This is a genomic window from Diaphorobacter sp. LI3 (assembly GCF_022807955.1).
Taxonomy (GTDB): Bacteria; Pseudomonadota; Gammaproteobacteria; order Burkholderiales; family Burkholderiaceae_C; genus Diaphorobacter; species Diaphorobacter nitroreducens.
In genome coordinates, this window is record NZ_CP094346.1 from 1,910,650 (window position 1) to 1,928,641 (window position 17,992).

The 17,992-nt window shown below is 65.2% G+C and carries 12 protein-coding genes and 1 riboswitch; of the genes, 6 read left to right on the forward strand and 6 right to left on the reverse strand.

Annotated features, from left to right (window positions below; translation table 11 throughout):
* Nucleotides 1-30: 30 nt before the first annotated feature.
* Together MRB47_RS08885 and MRB47_RS08890 are read right to left on the reverse strand one after the other, a co-directional pair.
* On the reverse strand, nucleotides 31-852 hold the full coding sequence (locus MRB47_RS08885; RefSeq protein WP_252102484.1) for an alpha/beta fold hydrolase: 822 nt from the start codon (nucleotides 850-852) through the stop codon (nucleotides 31-33).
* Entirely contained in the window at nucleotides 852-2,165 is a 1,314-nt protein-coding gene (locus tag MRB47_RS08890) for an O-acetylhomoserine aminocarboxypropyltransferase (RefSeq protein WP_252102485.1), read from the reverse strand. Before MRB47_RS08890 ends, MRB47_RS08885 begins: the two co-directional genes overlap by 1 nt.
* Nucleotides 2,166-2,263: 98 nt before the next feature.
* Between MRB47_RS08890 and MRB47_RS08895 the strand changes: the two genes are divergently transcribed.
* Both MRB47_RS08895 and aroC read left to right on the forward strand, forming a co-directional pair.
* Nucleotides 2,264-2,719, forward strand: coding sequence for a CBS domain-containing protein (locus tag MRB47_RS08895; protein ID WP_252102486.1), 456 nt, complete (start codon nucleotides 2,264-2,266; stop codon nucleotides 2,717-2,719).
* Nucleotides 2,720-2,812: 93 nt separating this feature from the next.
* Nucleotides 2,813-3,913 carry a chorismate synthase gene (aroC, locus tag MRB47_RS08900; RefSeq protein ID WP_252102487.1) on the forward strand — a complete coding sequence of 367 codons (1,101 nt, stop codon included), beginning with the start codon at nucleotides 2,813-2,815 and terminating at the stop codon, nucleotides 3,911-3,913.
* Nucleotides 3,914-3,989: 76 nt separating this feature from the next.
* Here aroC and nrdR read toward each other — a convergent pair whose 3' ends face one another.
* The 3 genes from nrdR to MRB47_RS08915 form a co-directional block, all read right to left on the reverse strand.
* On the reverse strand, nucleotides 3,990-4,439 hold the full coding sequence (gene nrdR / locus MRB47_RS08905; protein ID WP_011804930.1) for a transcriptional regulator NrdR: 450 nt from the start codon (nucleotides 4,437-4,439) through the stop codon (nucleotides 3,990-3,992).
* A 12-nt stretch (nucleotides 4,440-4,451) separates the two neighbouring features.
* Nucleotides 4,452-5,696, reverse strand: a complete 1,245-nt coding sequence (glyA, locus tag MRB47_RS08910) for a serine hydroxymethyltransferase (RefSeq protein ID WP_252102488.1) — start codon at nucleotides 5,694-5,696, stop codon at nucleotides 4,452-4,454.
* A 34-nt stretch (nucleotides 5,697-5,730) separates the two neighbouring features.
* Nucleotides 5,731-5,890, reverse strand: a riboswitch (ZMP/ZTP riboswitch).
* A 43-nt stretch (nucleotides 5,891-5,933) separates the two neighbouring features.
* Nucleotides 5,934-6,773 (reverse strand): lytic transglycosylase domain-containing protein, encoded by an 840-nt coding sequence (locus MRB47_RS08915; RefSeq protein ID WP_252102489.1) that lies wholly within the window; start codon nucleotides 6,771-6,773, stop codon nucleotides 5,934-5,936.
* 717 nt (nucleotides 6,774-7,490) lie between these two features.
* Here MRB47_RS08915 and MRB47_RS08920 point away from each other — a divergent pair.
* Together MRB47_RS08920 and MRB47_RS08925 are read left to right on the forward strand one after the other, a co-directional pair.
* Nucleotides 7,491-11,198 (forward strand): DUF748 domain-containing protein, encoded by a 3,708-nt coding sequence (locus tag MRB47_RS08920; protein WP_252102490.1) that lies wholly within the window; start codon nucleotides 7,491-7,493, stop codon nucleotides 11,196-11,198.
* 253 nt (nucleotides 11,199-11,451) lie between these two features.
* Nucleotides 11,452-14,094 carry a DUF349 domain-containing protein gene (locus tag MRB47_RS08925; RefSeq protein ID WP_252102491.1) on the forward strand — a complete coding sequence of 881 codons (2,643 nt, stop codon included), beginning with the start codon at nucleotides 11,452-11,454 and terminating at the stop codon, nucleotides 14,092-14,094.
* Between the two features lie 69 nt (nucleotides 14,095-14,163).
* Here MRB47_RS08925 and MRB47_RS08930 read toward each other — a convergent pair whose 3' ends face one another.
* Nucleotides 14,164-14,727, reverse strand: a complete 564-nt coding sequence (locus tag MRB47_RS08930; RefSeq protein WP_252102492.1) for an Rrf2 family transcriptional regulator — start codon at nucleotides 14,725-14,727, stop codon at nucleotides 14,164-14,166.
* A gap of 908 nt (nucleotides 14,728-15,635) precedes the next feature.
* On the opposite strand from MRB47_RS08930, the gene istA reads away from it, so the two are divergent.
* Together istA and istB are read left to right on the forward strand one after the other, a co-directional pair.
* Nucleotides 15,636-17,180, forward strand: a complete 1,545-nt coding sequence (gene istA / locus MRB47_RS08935) for an IS21 family transposase (RefSeq protein ID WP_252100662.1) — start codon at nucleotides 15,636-15,638, stop codon at nucleotides 17,178-17,180.
* Nucleotides 17,181-17,216: 36 nt separating this feature from the next.
* Nucleotides 17,217-17,954: an IS21-like element helper ATPase IstB gene (istB, locus tag MRB47_RS08940; protein ID WP_011805003.1), complete on the forward strand. Its 738-nt coding sequence runs from the start codon at nucleotides 17,217-17,219 to the stop codon at nucleotides 17,952-17,954.
* Nucleotides 17,955-17,992: the final 38 nt, after the last annotated feature.

A 17,992-nucleotide genomic window follows, 5' to 3' on the forward strand; every position in this document is an offset into this window, starting at 1 on the left:
CTGCACCGCCGGCCCTGCCGTGCAACGATCTCAGGCGGAGATGCGTCTTGCCAGGAAGTCGCGGATGGCGAACAGCGTTGCGTCCGGTGCTTCGGTCATCTGGTGGTGGCCCACCGGCAGATGGACGATCTGCACGTCCTTGCCCGCGGATCGCGCGGCCTGGATCAACCCCTGCGCGGCCTTGGGCGCGGTCATCTGGTCTTGCGTGCCCAAGGCAAACAGCACGGGGCACTGCACCGCTGCGATGGCCTGCTCGCCATGGGAGTAGCTGTCGCAGGCGACGAAGCCGCGGTGGAACACATTGACCTGCGGGTTGCTGCGCAGCACCTTGCGGCCCAGCGCCATGCCCGCGCCGTACACCCAGAAGCCCGCGCCTGAGGGGGGTGCGAGGGTGCTGCGCGAGAACACGTTGACCATGCGCAGCGCTTGCTCGGGGTGGGTCTGCGATGCCTCGATGAGCGCGGGCGACACCTTCATCGGGTAGGCCGTACCGACCAGCACCAGATGGCTCACGCGCCCGCCCAGGCGTGCGGCGGCCTCCAGCGCGATCAACGAGCCCCAGCTATGGCCCACCAGCGCGGCGCGCTGGATGGACAGTGCGTCGAGCAGGGCGCCCACGAAGTCGGCCGCCTGCTCCACGCTCGCAGGGGCATCGCCCGCGCTTTTGCTGTGGCCGGGCAGGTCGACGGCCAGCACGTTCCAGCCATGGTTGGCCATGTAGCGGCTTTGCAGCGCCCAGACGCTGTGGTCGTTGAGCACGCCGTGGATGAACACCACGGTGGGCTTAGCGGCATCGAAGGGCTTGCCGCCGGAGTAGCAGTAGGTCTGTGCGCCGTTGACTTGCACGTACATCACGCACCTGCCTTTCCCGCTTGCTTCTCCGCAGCCTTGAGTGCTCGCTTGAGGTCGTCGATCAGGTCGTCGGCATCTTCCAGCCCGATCGACAGGCGGATCGTGCCCTGGCTGATGCCGCCCGCGGCGAGCGCTTCGTCGCTCATGCGGAAGTGCGTGGTGGAGGCGGGGTGGATCACCAGGCTGCGGCAGTCACCCACATTGGCCAGGTGGCTGAAGAGCTTGAGCGTCTCGATGAACGTCTTGCCCTGCTCGCGGTTGCCCTTGAGGTCGAAGCTGAACACCGAGCCCGCGCCGCGCGGCAGCAGGCGCTGCGCGAGCTGGTGGCTGGGGTGGGACTCGAGCAGCGGGTGGCCCACGCGCTCGACGAATGGGTGGCTGGCCAGGAACTGCACCACCTTCTCGGTATTGCGCATGTGGCGTTCCATGCGCAGCGGCAGGGTCTCGATGCCCTGCAGGATCAGCCAGGCGGTGTGCGGGCTCATGCAGGCGCCGAAGTCGCGCAGGCCCTCGCGGCGCGCGCGCAGCAGGAAGGCGCCCACGGTGCTCTCCTCGGTGAATACCATGTTGTGAAAGCCGTCGTAGGGCTGGGTCAGCTCGGGGAAGCGGCCGGAGCCTTCCCAGTCGAAGCTGCCGCCATCGACCACGACGCCGCCGATCACCGTGCCATGGCCTGAGAGGAACTTGGTGGCCGAGTGGTACACCAGGTCCGCGCCATGCTCGAAGGGCTTGATGAGCCACGGCGAGGTGAGGGTGGAGTCCACCAGCAGGGGCACGCCGGCTTCATGCGCAATGTCCGCGACCGTGGGGATGTCCAACACCTCCAGCCCGGGGTTGCCCACGGTTTCGCCAAAGAACAGCTTGGTGTTGGGGCGGATGGCTGCGCGCCAGCCGTCGATGTCGCCGGGCTTTACGAAGGTGGTGTCAATGCCGAAGCGGCGCAGCGTGTAGTGCAGCAGGTTCTGGCTGCCGCCATACAGCGCCGTGCTGGCCACGATGTGGCTGCCTGCGCCCATCAGCGTGGCAACGGCCAGGTGCAATGCGGCCTGCCCGCTGGCCACGGCGATCGCGCCCACGCCGCCCTCCAGCGCCGCCACGCGCTGCTCCAGCACCGCGTTGGTGGGGTTGCTCAGGCGGCTGTACACATGGCCCGGGCGCTCCAGGTTGAACAGGGCCGCCGCATGGTCGCTCGACTCGAAGACGAACGAGGTGCTCAGGTGGATCGGCACGGCGCGCGCACCTGTGGCGGGGTCCGGCTGCGCGCCGGCGTGCAGGGCCAGCGTGTCGAAGCCGGGGTCGGAATATCCGGGCATTCATGTCTCCAAAGTGGTGAATTTGTGCGCCATTGTGGGCTATATTTATTCGCTATCGGGCTGCATGCAGCGCCTGCAGAACCCTTCGGAGACTCCCCATGAAAGTCAGCGACATCCTGCGCCTCAAAGGCAACACCCTCTACACCGTGCATCCCGACGAGCCGCTGGCCCGCGCCGTGGATGCCATGGCCGAGAAGGACATCGGCTCGCTGGTCGTGATGGAGCATGGCGACCTGGTGGGCATGCTCACCTTCCGCGAGGTGATCCAGGCGCTGACTAAAAATGGTGGCGGCGTGGGCACCATGCTGGTGCGTACCGCCATGGACGACGCGCCGCTGACCTGCACGCTGGAGACCGACATGGACGAGGTGCGCCGCATGATGCTGGGCCGCCACGCGCGCTACATGCCCGTGATGGACAAGCGCATGCTGATGGGCGTGGTCAGCTTCTACGACGTGGCCAAGGCCGTGGTGGACAGCCAGAATTTCGAGAACAAGCTGCTCAAGGCCTATATCCGCGACTGGCCGCACGAAGAATCGCGGCCGGCCAACTGATTTGGTGATCAAAATAGCTGCCAGCGCTTGTCAATCAAGCGCTGGCAGCTATTTTTTTGGTAGTAACAGTGGCTCGGGGATAATCGCACTCCTATGAGCGGCAACACACTCGGTACCCTTTTTTGCATCACCAACTTTGGTGAATCCCATGGCCCCGCCATCGGCTGCGTGATCGACGGCTGCCCGCCCGGCATGGAACTGTCCGAGGCTGACATCCAGGCCGACCTGGACCGCCGCCGCCCCGGCACCAGCCGCCATGTGACGCAGCGCAACGAGCCGGATGCGGTGGAAATCCTCTCGGGCGTATATGAGGGCAAGACCACCGGCACGCCCATCGCGCTGCTGATCCGCAACACCGACCAGCGCAGCAAGGACTACGGCAACATCGCGCAGAGCTTCCGCCCGGGGCATGCCGACTATGCCTACTGGCACAAGTACGGCCTGCGCGACCCGCGCGGTGGCGGCCGCTCGTCTGCGCGCCTCACGGCACCCACCGTGGCCGCCGGCGCGGTGGCCAAGAAATGGCTGGCCGAGAAATACGGCACCCGCTTTCGTGCCTGCATGACCCAACTGGGCGAACTGCCCATCCCGTTCGAGAGCTGGGAGCATGTGCCGCACAACCCCTTCTTCGCACCGGTGGCCGACGTGCAGGCCTACGAGGACTACATGGACGCGCTGCGCAAGTCCGGCGACTCCTGCGGCGCGCGCATTCGTGTGCAGGCCAACGGCGTGCCCGTGGGGCTGGGCGAGCCGCTGTACGACAAGCTGGACGCCGACATCGCCCATGTGATGATGGGCCTGAACGCGGTGAAGGGTGTGGAGATCGGTGCCGGCTTTGCCAGCGTGGCCCAGCGCGGTACCACGCATGGCGATTCGCTCACGCCCACGGGCTTCGCCAGCAACAACGCGGGTGGCGTGCTGGGCGGCATCAGCACCGGGCAGGACATCGAGGTGTCGCTGGCCATCAAGCCCACCAGTTCCATCATCAGCCCGCGCGAGTCCATCGACATCCACGGCCAGAGTACCGAGGTGATCACGAAGGGGCGCCACGACCCCTGCGTGGGCATCCGCGCCGCGCCGATCGCCGAGGCGTTGCTCGCATTGGTCATCATGGACCATGCGCTGCGCCACCGTGCGCAATGCGGCGACGTGGTGCAGGCCGTGGCTCCGATTCCGGCAGTCCGCCAGGGGTGATGGTCAAAAACGGCTGTAGCGCCCGCCCCGTGGGCGCTGCCAGCTATCAATAGAAGAGCGATGGGGGAGCGGCGGCTTACTTGCGGACTTCGTCCACCAGCGCGCGGAACTCGTCGATGTCCTCGAAGCTGCGGTAAACGCTGGCGTAGCGCACATAGGCCACCTTGTCGAGCTTCTTCAGCTCGCGCATGACCAGCTCGCCGATGCGGCTGGACAGAATCTCGCGCTGCCCCAGGTTGAGCAGCTTTTCCTCGATGCGCTCGATGGCCGAGTCGATCTGCACTGTGCTCACCGGGCGCTTGCGCAGCGCCAGCTTGAACGATCCCAGCAGTTTCTCGCGGTCGTATTCGACGCGGCGGCCGTCCTTCTTGACGACCGTGGGGAAGTTGACTTCCGGTCGTTCGTAGGTCGTGAAGCGCTTGTCGCAGGCGCCGCACTGGCGCCTGCGGCGGATGAAGTCCCCGTCCTCGGAAACGCGGGTTTCGACGACCTGCGTCTCCTGATGGCTGCAAAAGGGGCACTTCATCGCGGTGGTCGATCAGCGATAGACCGGGAAGCGGCTGGTCAGCGCGTGCACCTTGGCGCGCACGGCTTCCAGGTTCGCCTCGTCATGCGGGTTGTCCAGCACGTCGGCCACCAGGTTGGCCGTGAGGCGCGTTTCCTCTTCCTTGAAACCCCGTGTCGTGATGGCGGGCGTGCCCACGCGAATGCCGCTGGTGACCATCGGCTTTTCGGGATCGTTGGGGATCGCGTTCTTGTTGATCGTGATATGGGCCTTGCCCAGGGCTGCCTCGGCTTCCTTGCCGGTGATGCCCTTGGCGCGAAGGTCCACCAGCATCACGTGGCTTTCGGTGCGACCGCTCACGATACGCAGTCCGCGCTGGATCAGCGTTTCCGCGAACACCTTGGCGTTCTTGGTCACCTGCTGCTGATACTGCTTGAACTCGGGCGACAGGGCTTCCTTGAAGGCCACGGCCTTGGCAGCGATGACGTGCTCCAGCGGGCCGCCCTGCAGACCGGGGAAGATGGCGCTGTTGATGGCCTTCTCGTGCTCGGCCTTCATCAGAATGATGCCGCCGCGCGGGCCGCGCAGGCTCTTGTGCGTGGTGGAGGTCACCACGTCCGCAAACGGCACCGGGTTGGGGTACTCGCCCGCGACGACCAGGCCGGCATAGTGGGCAATGTCCACCCAGAAGATGGCGCCGACTTCCTTGGCGATCTTCGCGAAGCGCGCGAAGTCGATGCGCAGGGCGTAGGCGGAGGCGCCGGCGATGATCAGCTTGGGCTTGTGCTCGCGGGCCTTGGCTTCCAGCGCGTCGTAGTCGATCTCTTCCTTGTCGTTCAGTCCGTAGGAGACTACGTTGAACCACTTGCCGCTCATGTTCAGCGACATGCCGTGCGTGAGGTGGCCGCCCTCGGCCAGGCTCATGCCCAGAATGGTGTCGCCGGGCTTCAGGAAGGCCATCAGCACAGCCTGGTTGGCCTGCGAACCCGAGTTGGGCTGCACATTGGCCGCTTCGGCGCCGAAGAGTTGCTTGATGCGGTCGATGGCCAACTGCTCGATCACGTCCACGTTCTCGCAGCCGCCGTAGTAGCGCTTGCCGGGGTAGCCTTCGGCGTACTTGTTGGTGAGTTGCGAGCCCTGAGCGGCCATCACGGCGGGCGAGGCGTAGTTCTCGCTGGCGATCAGCTCGATATGCTCTTCCTGGCGGCGGTCTTCGGCCTGGATGGCGGCCCACACCTCGGGATCGGTTTGTTCGACAAGAATATTGCGTTGGTACATGGCAGTCCGATGAACTAAGTGTCCCTTGGCAATCAAGGGCTGCCCAGGCGAACGACGGATCGCTGCGGGGCTGGTGCCTGCCGCGCGGCACGCTCCCCAGTGGTTTGCAGAAAAACGCTGTTTCCTGCCGGTGTCCACGTCAGCGGCGGTGCCCCGGGGGACGTCCGCGCCTATCGCCAGTTGCGTGCCCTGCTAGTGTAGCTGAGCACGCCCTTCATCAGTGCCAGAGCAGGCTCTTCAGAGGCCGCTCAGCAGGGCCACCTTCTCGCCAGTGGCAGGGGTTGCAGGTGCGGCTTGCGGTGTGGCAGGAGCCTTGGTGGACAGGAGAGGTGGATTCACGGGGCCGGCGGGAGAAACGCCCGTGCGACCATTGGCGACCTGGCGCAGCCGGAAATGCTCCGCCAGTACCTTGGCGGCGTAGCCCCCGTCGTCAGGCAAGTTGGCTGCGCCGACGTAGTAACGCAGTCCGCCTTCCAGCGAGCCGGCGCGCGCGATGCACTCCTGCAGCACCTTCACGCCCACGCGCAGGTTGGCCACGGGATCGAATGCCGCCAGGTGCCCACCAAAGCCTTCGTACTTGTCGGTATGCACACGCGTCATCACCTGCATCAATCCTTGCGCACCTACCGGGCTTTGTGCAAACGGGTTGAAGCTCGATTCCACGGCCATGACGGCCAGGATCAAGGTGGGATCCAGCTTGGTCCGTGCGCCGATTTCATACGCCTCGGTGACCAGTGCCGCCAGCGGTTCGGGCGCCACGCGGTACTTCTTGCTGAGCCAGTAGGCCACGGCAGCCTGTTCCCGCGGCAACTCCTTGGGGTTGAGCGCTACTGCCCGCTCGCTTGCGGCAAGCTCCATAGGGAAGCCCACTACGGCTTCCTGGCGGGCCTGCAGCCAGCCCATGAGTTCTTCTTCGCCTGCTTGGCGCAGATCCGGGCGTGCCGTTAGTGTGATCACGCCGAAGACGACGCCCAGCCCGAGCAGGGCGAAGCCGCTGTGTGTCACTTCCAGAAAACCGTTGATCACATCGCCCGCAAACGTGCGGACGCCGGCAATCACATTTCCTGACGCTGTCATAGCTTTCCTTTCTAAGTCGGCTCCTGAGCGAAGAGCACTGTCGTGGTTGCTCAGGAGTCCGGTCCTGCCAGACGGTGGGGTCTGGGTGGGTATGCCGTTCAGTCCGTTTAGGCGCGTTAGGCCCAGGGGAATCTGTTGACTGTCGTAGCCGAAATCTGTAGCGGCTAGGGTTTTTACTAGGCCTTGGTTGAGGGCTCGCGGATTCTAGGAGGTCTCCAAATTCAAGGTCAATACTAACATTTGAATTTTTTAGAACAAAAAGTTCTGTTATATCTGTGGGAAAGCACAGATTTTTCACGCATGTCCTTTAGGAAGGGCCTGTGCGCAAGCAATTCGACTGCTTAATGAAACAGTCAATTGCATGAATTTTTTCATTGCTAAAAGCTGTTGGAACGCGCGCTCGAATTTGCTATCTTTGAGGCGCCTGAACGATTCAGGCATCCGCCAAACGGGGCGATCAGCGCGATGAATGGCAGACAGTGCCGCGTCACATGAGATCTCCTCCAAGGCAACCCCTGGAGGCAATCCCTTGCCTCCTGCGCTTGAGACGATCCTCTCCCAAGCGCAAAAAGATGGCGAAAGACCGTTGTGTCAGCCGTCAAGCCCGGTGTGCGAAGAAGTTCGACACCGGGCTTTCTTTTTTTGCGTTTTTTTACCTGCCTGCGTCAGCGCGGGAACGGTCCCATTGCGTTGGTAGCTCAACAGAATAGGTGCCGCGTGCTGCAAGCCATCAAGAACAACCCCTGGATTCGTCGATTTGCATGGTTGGTGCTGTGCTGGGGCGGCGCGTGGCTGCTCGGTTGGCTGGTGGTCCCTCCGCTGGCGCAGTCGCAGATTGAAAGGCATGCGAGTGAAGCGCTGGGGCGCAAGCTGACGGTCGAACGGGTGGAGTTTTTGCCCTGGACTTTGGAGGCCACTTTGCACGGCGTAGCCCTGGCGTCAAAGGATGGCAGTTCAGAGCAGGTACGGGTGGGCCGCATCTATATAGACGCTGAATTGCAATCCCTTTGGCGGGGCGCTCCAGTGATCGATGCGCTGCAGGTAGACGACCCGGTAGTTCGTGTCACGCAATTGGCCCCAGGGGTTTATGACGTGGACGACTTGCTCGCGCTCATGGCGGCGAAGCCGCAGGGCGAGAAATCAGCCACGGAGCCGGCACATTTCGCGCTCTTCAATATCGCATTGAAGGGTGGTGTCGTCGAATTCGATGACCGTACGGTGGAGGTGGTGCACACGTTGCGCCGCGTGGAACTGGACGTTCCTTTCCTGAGCAGTTTTTCTGCGGACCGCGAGGTCAAGGTGACGCCGCGCCTGGCGTTTGAGCTCAACGGCAGCACCTTTGATACCTCAGCGATGGCCACTCCCTTCACGGACGCCAGGCAAGCCGAGGTTCGCCTGCATATTGAGAATTTCGACCTGGCCCCCTTCGGCCGCTACCTGCCGCCCAGCGTGCCGGTGCGGCTCAAGGCGGGGCGATTGGGCGCGGATATTCAACTAGGGTTCGAGCAGCGGGAGACCCCTCGACTGCGGATTTCCGGGGATGTGCAACTGAGCGGGGTACATGCCACCGATGCGCAGGAGCAGCCTTTGCTGCAATTCGAGGAAATGCGTGCCGTATTCAAGGAGGCGGAGCCCCTGCGGCGCAGGATCAACATTGATCTGCTGGAATGGCGCGGCGCGCGTGCACATGTACGCCGAAACGAGGCGGGTGAAGTAAAGCTTGCGGGATTGCCACGGGCCGACAGGGACGAGCACCCAGCGCCACAGACAAAGGAGTCTGCGGAGCCCTGGCGTGTCCATATCGCCAGGGTGGGTTTGCGGGATGGCTTCATCCAATGGACCGATGCCAGCCTGCCGCGGGGGACCGCCGCGTGGGAGGTGGAAGACCTGCAGGTAGAAGCGTCGTCCATTGCCTTGCCGCTGGAACAGCCCATGCAACTGCGTGCGAGTGCTTCCCTCAGGCAGTCTGCGGTCGCCGGCAGCAGCGAATCCGCGCGATTGGCTGTGCTGGGCCAAGTGAGCGCCTCGCAGGCGCAGGCTGCCCTTTCCATCAAGGGCCTGCCGCTGTCCATCGCTGCGCCCTATCTGGCGGGCGTGCTGCAACCCCGCGTGGAAGGTTCCGTGGATGCGGACCTGGGAATAGCACGGCATGGCGATGTCGTGCTGGCGAAGGTGGCTGCGTTGTCCGTGGATAAGTTGGCGCTGCGTTGCGCCTCCAAGGAACAATGCGTTCCACTGCAGAGCGCAGGAATCCAGGACGCGCCTGCGGATTCACTGGCCGCGTGGAGCCGGCTGGAAGCGGGCAATGCCTGGATACGCTGGCCCCAGCGCGCCGTATCGGTAGAGCGGATTTCGTTGCAGAGGCCGAGCCTGCTGCTGTCGCGCACTCGCACGGGGGAATGGATGTTTGAACAGTGGGGCGTGTCGCACCCGGGGGTGACGGGGCCCAACGCAGACGCTCCAAAGGCTGCGGGTCTTCCCTGGTCCATGGGGCTGGCTTCCCTGGAGATCGATGGCGCAGCAGTGGCTTTGCGCGACGCGGTAGCGCAGAGCGCCGTAGCGCTGAATGTGTTCGATCTGCAACTGCACGCGCGGGATTTTGCTTATGCGGACGGGCGGGTCACTCCCACGTCATTGCGCCTGGAAGGCCGGGTGGGTGCAGGGAGGACCGAACCAGGCCGGTTGCGCTACGAGGGCTCGGTGGCGATGGCGCCCGTTCTGACGGCGCAGGGCAAGGTACGCGCCCAACACCTGCCGTTGCACGCGCTGGAGCCCTATGTAGGGCAGGAGCTTAATGTCGACGTCCTCCGCGCCGATGGAGGCTTCCACGGAGACGTGCGCTATGTCCAGGGGAATGCCGGCGCCACTGTTTCGGTCAAGGGGGATGTGTCGCTGGACGAGGTGCGCGTGCGCGCCAAGGCTGGCTTGGACATGCCTGAGGAGACGAAGGCCGGCGAGCGGAGCGTAGGTGCGCGGGGCGAGGATCTGCTGCGCTGGAAATCCCTGGCGTTGCGCGGGGTGGCGATGAATTTGCAGCCAGACCAGCCTGTGTCTCTGGATGTGAAGGAAACGGCGCTCAGCGATTTCTTCGCACGGATCATCGTGCAGGAAGACGGCCGCATCAATTTGCAGGATATTCGCAAGGTTTCGGCAGCGGAAGACGCGGTTGCGGCATCGAACGCTGCAGCCGCCGCTCCGGCAGCGGCCCCTTCGGCTCCGCAGATCCGCTTTGGTCCCGTGGCGCTGACCAATGGGTCGGTGCGTTTCACGGATTACTTCATCAAACCCAACTACTCTGCCGACCTGAGTGCGCTCACGGGCGGGTTGAGCGCATTTTCCTCGGTGTCGCCGGAGGCGGGGGCAGCGCCGCAGATGGCCGACCTGGAATTGCGCGGTCGCGCCCAGGGGACGGCGTCACTGGAAGTCACCGGCCGCATCAACCCGCTGGTCAAGCCCCTGGCGCTGGATATTCAGGGGCGCATGCGTGACCTTGAGCTGCCCCCGTTGTCGCCTTACAGCATCAAGTACGCGGGTCATGGGATAGAGAAGGGCAAGCTCAGCATGGACGTGGCGTACAAGATCTTGCCCGATGGGCAGCTCATCGCTACCAACAAGCTGGTATTGAACCAACTGGCGTTTGGGGAACCCGTGGAGGGCGCGTCCGCCAGTCTGCCCGTGCGGCTGGCGACGGCCCTGCTGGCGGACCGCAATGGGATCATCGACGTGGATCTGCCCATCAGCGGCTCCCTCAACGACCCCGAATTCCGTCTCGGAGCGGTCATCCTGAAGGTCATCGGCAACCTCATCATGAAAGCGATCACCGCCCCCTTTTCCCTGTTGGCTGGCGCTTTCAGCGACGCGGGCGAGCAGGGCGCGGTTCTCTTCGCGCTGGGCAGCGCAGAACTGGATGAGAAGGCCCGACAGCAACTGGAAAAAATCGCCAACGAACTGAACAACCGCCCCGCACTGAAGGTCACGGTCGTGGGTTGGGCACAGCCCGACGCCGAGCAGCTGGCATGGAAACGCCAGCGCTTGCGAGACATGGCCGAGGCGCAAAAGCGCAGGGCAGCCATCCGTGCGGGTGAACCTGCGGACAGCATCGCACCGCTCACTGAGGAGGAATACCCTGCGCTGCTGAAGGAGTTGTATCGCCGGTCCGACATCCGCAAACCGCGCAACTTCGTCGGCTTGGCGAAGGACGTACCCGTTGCAGAGATGGAGGCCCTGCTGATGCACAACCTGACAGTTCCGGACAACGCCATGGCGGATCTGGCCTTGGCGCGAGGGGTGGCCGTGCGGGACTACCTGGCGCAACAGCAAGTCCCGCTTGAACGTTTGTTCGTAGGCGCAAGCAAGCTGCAGCCGGGGGGGGAGGGCGATGCGCCATCGCGGCCGAAGGCAGAGCTTTCTTTGAATGCCCAGTGAGGGGCGCGCGGGATTTTGTAACCTCACAGGGTGCGGCTACCGGTACAGTACCGTTCGAATGCGAGCGCGGTTCCCGCGCCATCCCCGTCTATCCCTCAGATTCCTGATCTGGCGCAGCGGGAAGGCGGTGTAAAACCGGGCGAAAATAGCCGCTTGTCCGTGAGCGATGCCCACCTACTGCTTGCGCTGTTGGCGCAAGGTGGCTCGCTTGCACCTTGATGAATCCATGTTCCCTTTTTCTTCACGTAGCAAAATGTCCGACGCATCTGACGCGACCCCGGTCCCTGCCAAAACCAGCGAGCCGCATCCCCTTGATGCATTGACGGGCGGCGCTTTCTCTGCGGCCACGTCGGGTGAACGCTCGGCACGCATCCGTGAATGGTTGTCCACCCAGCCTGGCGTGGAAAAGCTCCAGGAAGTATTCAAGGAATTGAGTGCGCGGGACAAAGGCGCCGCGCGCGCAGTGCGTGAGCGACTGGACGAGATTCGGCGCGCGGAGGGCCAGGAGGCGATCGCCGCCGAATGGGCAGCCAAGGCCGAAGCGCTGCTCGCAGCCGCCAAGCTCAACATTGCCGACGCGCTCGCCTGGCAGCGCGATGCGGCCAAGGCCGGCGCGCCGCTGTCTCGCGAACCTCTGTCGGTGCTCAAACAGCGCCTGAACGAGCGCGTGAAAACCATCGAAGACCTGCAGCATCGTGTTCAGGTGCAGCGCGAAGCCGCCGTTCTGCTCGCGCAGCGCATCGAAGTGCTCTCCACCAAACCGTGGAAGGATGCGCAGTCTGCGCTGGAACTGCTGAATGCCGATGTCGGCCGCTGGCAGGAGCAGGCCCAGGCACTTGCCGACGACAGCGCCTGGCCCAGCGTAGAGGCGCGCTTTCCCGCGTTGCTCGATGCTTCGCGCACCCAGCTGCTGGTGGTGTGGGAAGCGTTTCAGTCGGCATTGGCGCAGGCTGTCCTTGCGGCCGAAGACCCCTCGGCTCCCCTGCCGCCCGTGCCCGTGTGGTCCGACGAACTGCGCCAGGCGCGCGGGCTACCCCCAGAAGCGGGAGCCGCCGCCAAGACGCCTGCCCCCCGCCCATCCAAGCCGCAGGCGACTCCTGAAATGCGCGAGAAGGCCTTGCAGGCCGTCCAGGAGGCCCTGGCCAAGCTGGAGCAGGAAACCGCACAGGGCCATGGCAAGGCCAGCGCTGGCGCAGCGACTGCGCTGCGCGCCGTGCTTAAGGTGCACGGCAAGTTGATCGATGCCGAACTGGAGCAGAAAGTGCACGCCGCCCTTGTGGCCGCGGGCGAGTTGGAGGGCTGGCAGCGCTGGAGCGCCGACCAGGTGCGCGAGGATCTCGTGGCACGGGCCGAGGCACTGCTGCGCAGGCCGGAAGGACAGTCCCTCGGCGGGCGCAAGATGCAGGAAACGCTGCGCCAGCTGCGCGAGCAGTGGAAGCAGGCCGACCAGGGGGCGCCGGCCAACCACGCCCTGTGGAAGAAATTCGACGATGCGTGCAATGCCGCGCACAAGGTGGTCGAGGGCTGGCTGGAGAAGGTGCGTACCGAAGGTGCCGAACACCGTGCGCAGCGGTTGGCGCTGATCGAAGAGGTGAATGCCTGGGCCCAATCGCAAGCCGCTGCCGCTGCGCAGGACTGGAAGTCCTTCAGTCGTGCATTGCACCAGTTTGCCGAGCGTTGGCGCACCGGTGGCCATGTGAGCGAAAAGATGTTCGCTGAACTGCAGCCACTGTGGAAGCAGGCACTGGCGGCTGCCAGCGCTCCGCTGGAGGCTGCGCAGAAGGCCAGCCTGGAGCGCCGCCACGCCATGATCGAGGAGGCAGGCGCCCTGGGTGCGGCCCCAAGTCTGCGCATCGATGCCATCAAGGCCTTGCAGCAGCGTTGGCAGGCCGAGGCGCAGGCGGTGCCGCTGGATCGCAAGCATGAACAGAAGCTCTGGGACGCGTTCCGCAAGCCCATCGACGAGGCGTTCAACCGCAAGTCGGCCGAACGTGAGCGCAGTGCCTCCGAGTTGAGCGCGCGCGACCGGGCCGTGCTGGAGGCATCCAAGGCGCTGGAGGCCGCCAATGCGTCGGGCGATGCGCAGAAGATCCGCGGTGCCATGGCCGCGCTGGAGCGCGCGCTGAAGGAGCCTGCCGGCGGATCGGGGGATTCCGAGAATTTGGATAAAAAAGCCGATCAAACCATTGATGGTCAAGCGCAAGCAGCTACTGATTCGGTAGCAGATCAAAACGATGCGCCGACTTCCAAACCCGTGCCTGCGGCGCGCCCGGTGGTGGCCGTGCGTGGCGATGACCGGCCGGGGGCGCGCAAGGCGGTGCCCGCGCAGCCCACGGTCACCGGCCGTGGTGGCGACCGGCGTGACGGCCGCGGCCCACGGGACAGCGGTATGCAGGGGCGGGGGCGGGAGCGCGATGGTGCTGCTGCTGCGCGAGGTCCGCGTCTGGGTGATGTGGCTTTCCGCGCGCAACGCGATGCCATGGAGCATGCGCAGGGCGCGCTGCGCAAGCTGGCGGCACAGGCCCATGGCGAAGCGCTCACGCAGCTGTTGTCGGCCTGGAAGAGCCGCGACGCTGCGCAATTGCCCAGCGTCCAGGAACTGGGCGGCAAGGTGCCCCCCACGGCGCGCACCGCCTGGTCGCAGGCGCTTGCGGCACCTGCGGCCGGGGGAGCCCCGGAAGCATTGCTGCGGCTGGAGATCGCGGCGGAGGTCCCGACGCCCGCAGACCAACTGGCCGCACGGCGTGCTCTGCAGCTGCAGTTGCTCACGCGTCGCAACGATCCCTCGCCGGCGCAAACCTGGACGCAGGATGTGGCGCGCGTGCTGGAAGGCGCCAGCGACGAGGCAGGCGCGCGCCGCCTGCAGAGCGCATTGAAGGTCCTGCTCGGCAAATAGTCGGCGGTGTCGTCGTCCAGGGCGGGCATCCGTGTCGTTCCGGGGAAGGACGCTACGGATGCCGGCGCATCAACTCGTCCGGGTGCGCGGAACGGCAAGCCCCAAGGCAAATACGGAGTTCGGCACATCCCCTGACGGTAGCTGGGTTTTCGCTGCCCGTCGGCCTGTGGCGCTGGCGGGCGGGGCCACTACCACGGCTGCAGAATGGTCTGCATGGCAGGCGCTGGCTTCCCGTTGGGTCAGCAGGTCCGCCACCGTAATGGACTGCAGGTATTCCATGACACGCGAGTGAAAGCTGGCCCACAGCTCGGCCGTCATCTCGCCTGGTGCCGATGCGGTGCCGGTGTCCGTGCCCTTGTCATCGGCGCCGCCCATGTATTTTTCTGAGGCGATGACGATATCGGCCACGGAGAGTTCCTGTGGCGGCCGTGTCAGTGTGTACCCTCCGCCGGGCCCGCGAATGCTGTGGACCAGGCCGGCGCGGCGCAGTGCGCTGAAGATGTCTTCGAGATATGACAGGGAGATGCCTTGGCGGGCGCTGATGGAGGGAAGCGCGATCGGCCGGCCGTGGGAGCGCAAGGCCAGATCGGTGACCGCAGTGACGGCGAGTTTGCCTCGGGTGGTCAAACGCATGGTGCTGTTCCTGAGGGTAGGAAAAGGGCCTGAAGCCATCGGTCCGATGGTCAGGAGGGAAAAGAGGAAGGGGGTTGCACGCCGGCGTTGCGCGGCGCACCTGTCTTTCGCGTTCGCAGAACGCGTCCAGGCGGGCGCAACCTTTTAGGCGCGCGTAGTCAGGGACCTGGGAGGTTTAGGCTGCTTTTTCAGCACAGGGGAGAGGGCGGCTCTCTCCCATTGGGCGGGGCAACTGAACAAGCCATGGAGGGGCTTGCCGCGAAAGGCGCGTATGTTCTGATCGTCCGGTAGATCCTGCTGCGCGTCCATCAGGCCGTGCTCGCCTTCGGATAACGCGTCGTTTGCCACGGAAGGGTCAGCGGCTGCTGCCATTGCGGCCTCGCCTGCTGGTGCCAACTGCACGGAGGCGACCGCTGGCCGCAGGTGTTCCACGGGTGGCACCTTGCCAAATGCGGAGACACCCACGCTCAGCAGGAAGTGGAGGGTGAAAACCGCAATCAACCATCTCGGCATGGTGGACAAATTATACGGGCGGGTCCTTAAAGCCCTTCGGCAATACATGAGGACAGTGGTCTGACTCATTGGCCTTTGGCTACACGCGCGTGTGTCGTTGCCGGTGCAGCAGGTGGGACGGGATCCCTTGAGCCTCAAGATGATGCGCCATACTGCGGCCCAGGTTGCGCACTAACGCCAACTGTTGGTTCGCCCGCTTGTCCATTGCCATGTGCGTATTCCACGCGATGGCGGACACGATTCCATGCTGATGGCGGACAGTGTTCCAGCGTGATGGCGGACAGTGTTCCACGCTGAAGGCGGACAGCATTCCAAACTGATGGCGGACACCTGCGGGGTGTTCTGAGTGACCCGAACGCGGCATACGCTGCCCGGTTTTTTGACCGGAACCAGCGATGCCCACACCCAGGGTCACCATGAGCAAACTACGACACACACTGCAACTGCTGCACCGCGGGGCCTTGAGCACCCGTCAAATCGGTGCCGCCCTCGGCATCTCCAAATCCACTGTCAGCGAGATAGCCAGCTACGCGCGCGTGGCCGGCGTGGACTGGGCACTGGCCCAGAGCCTGAACGACGACGAACTCCAGGCCCGGCTCTACAAGCCACCCGTGGCGCGCGAGTCCCGGCACCTTGAACCCGACCACGCCCACATCCACCGCGAACTGCGCCGACCTGGCGTGACGCTGCAGTTGCTTTGGGAGGAATACCAGCAACAGCACAGCGGGCAGGCGTACAAGTACAGCGCCTTCTGCGAGAAGTACAAGGCCTGGGCCCGGCGCCTGCAGCGCTCCATGCGCCAGACCCACACGGGCGGTGACAAGCTCTTTGTGGACTACGCCGGCCAGACCGTTCCCGTGGTGGATGCCGACACTGGCGAGATACGCCAGGCCCAGGTCTTCGTGGCCGTGCTGGGCGCATCGAACTACACCTACGCCTGCGCCACCGCCAGCCAGAAGACCACCGACTGGGTGGCCAGCATCATTAGCGCGCTGGAGTTCATCGGCGGCGTGCCCCGCCTGCTGGTGCCTGACCAGCCGCGCGCCCTCATGGCCCGACCCGACCGTTACGAGCCCACCGCGCACCGCCTGCTCGAAGAGCTCTGTGCGCACTACAGCCTGGCCGTGATGCCCGCGCGCCCGGCCAAGCCACGCGACAAACCCAAGGTGGAGGTCGCTGTGCAGGTGGTCGAGCGCTGGATTCTGGCCAGGCTGCGCCACCAGACCTTCTTCAGCCTGGCCGAGCTCAACCGGGCGATTGCCGCCTTGCTGGTGGACTTGAACCAGCGCGCGTTCAAGAAGCTGCCGGGCAACCGCACTAGCGCCTTCGCCGAACTCGACCGGCCAGCCCTGCGCCCCCTGCCGCCGGTGCGCATGCCCATCGCGCGCTTCAAACCCGCCCGCGTCAACATCGATTACCACGTTGAGCTCGATGGCCACTACTACTCGGTGCCCCACGCCCTGGTGGGTGAGCCGGTGGAGTTGCGCATCACGGCCGGCACGCTCGAAGTCCTGCACGGCAGCAAACGCGTGGCCGCCCACGCCCTCAATCCCCGACGGGGTGCACACACCACCACGCCCGAGCACATGCCGGCCTCGCACCGGGCGCACCTGCAGTGGACGCCGGCCAAGCTCATCGCCTGGGGTGAGCGCGTGGGCGCGGCCACCGCCGCCGTGGTGCGCTGGCAGATGGAGCACCGCCAGCATCCCGAGCAGGGTTACCGCTCCTGTCTGGGCCTCATGCGCCTGGGCCGTGAGTACGGGGCTGACCGGCTGGAGGCCGCCTGTGCGCGGGCGCAGTCGATTCGCTCACCGTCCTACAAGAGCATCGCCTCCATCCTGGGCTGCGGCCTGGACCAGCGGCCGCTGGATGCGCCGATGGCCGCACAGGCGAGCCTGCCGCTGCACGAGAACGTGCGCGGGCCGGGCTACTACCACTGAACTCCAACGTGCAAGCAAACCTAACAAGGAAGAACCATGCTCAACGAACAGACCTTGAACCAACTGCGCGCCCTGCGCCTGGACGGCATGGTGGCCGCCCTCAGCGACGCGGCCACCCACATCACGGCCAGCGAGCTGCCCTTTGAACAACGCCTGGCGCTGCTGGTGCAGCGCGAGGTGGACTGGCGTGACAGCAAGCGCCTGGAGCGCCTGTTGAAGGCGGCCCGCCTGAAGGTCTCCAGTGCCTGCCTGGAGGACATCGACTGGCGCGCCAGCCGGGGCCTGAGCCGAGAGGTCATCACCAGCCTGGCCGGCGGGGACTGGCTGCGCCATGGCCACAACGTGCTGCTCACCGGCGCCACCGGGTGCGGCAAGACGTGGCTCGCCTGCGCACTGGGGCAGCAGGCCGCGCGCCTGGGCTTCTCGGTGCTCTACACCCGCGCGCCACGGCTGCTGCAGGAGCTGCACGTGGCCCACGGCGATGGCAGCCTGGGCAAACGGCTGGCGCAACTGGCGCGGCTGGACCTGCTCATCCTGGACGACTTCGGCATCGCGCCGATTGCCGCGCACGAGCGAAACGACCTGCTGGAATTGCTGGACGACCGGGTGGGCACGCGCTCGACGCTCATCACCAGCCAGTTGCCGGTGACGGCCTGGCACGCCTGGCTGGACGAGCCCACGCTGGCCGACGCCATCCTGGACCGCATCGTGCACGGCTCGCACAAGATAGCCCTCAAGGGCGAGTCGATGCGCAAGCTCACCAAGGCCGTCTGAGCCGGCCGCGCCGACCGCCATTCCACGCTGATGGCGGA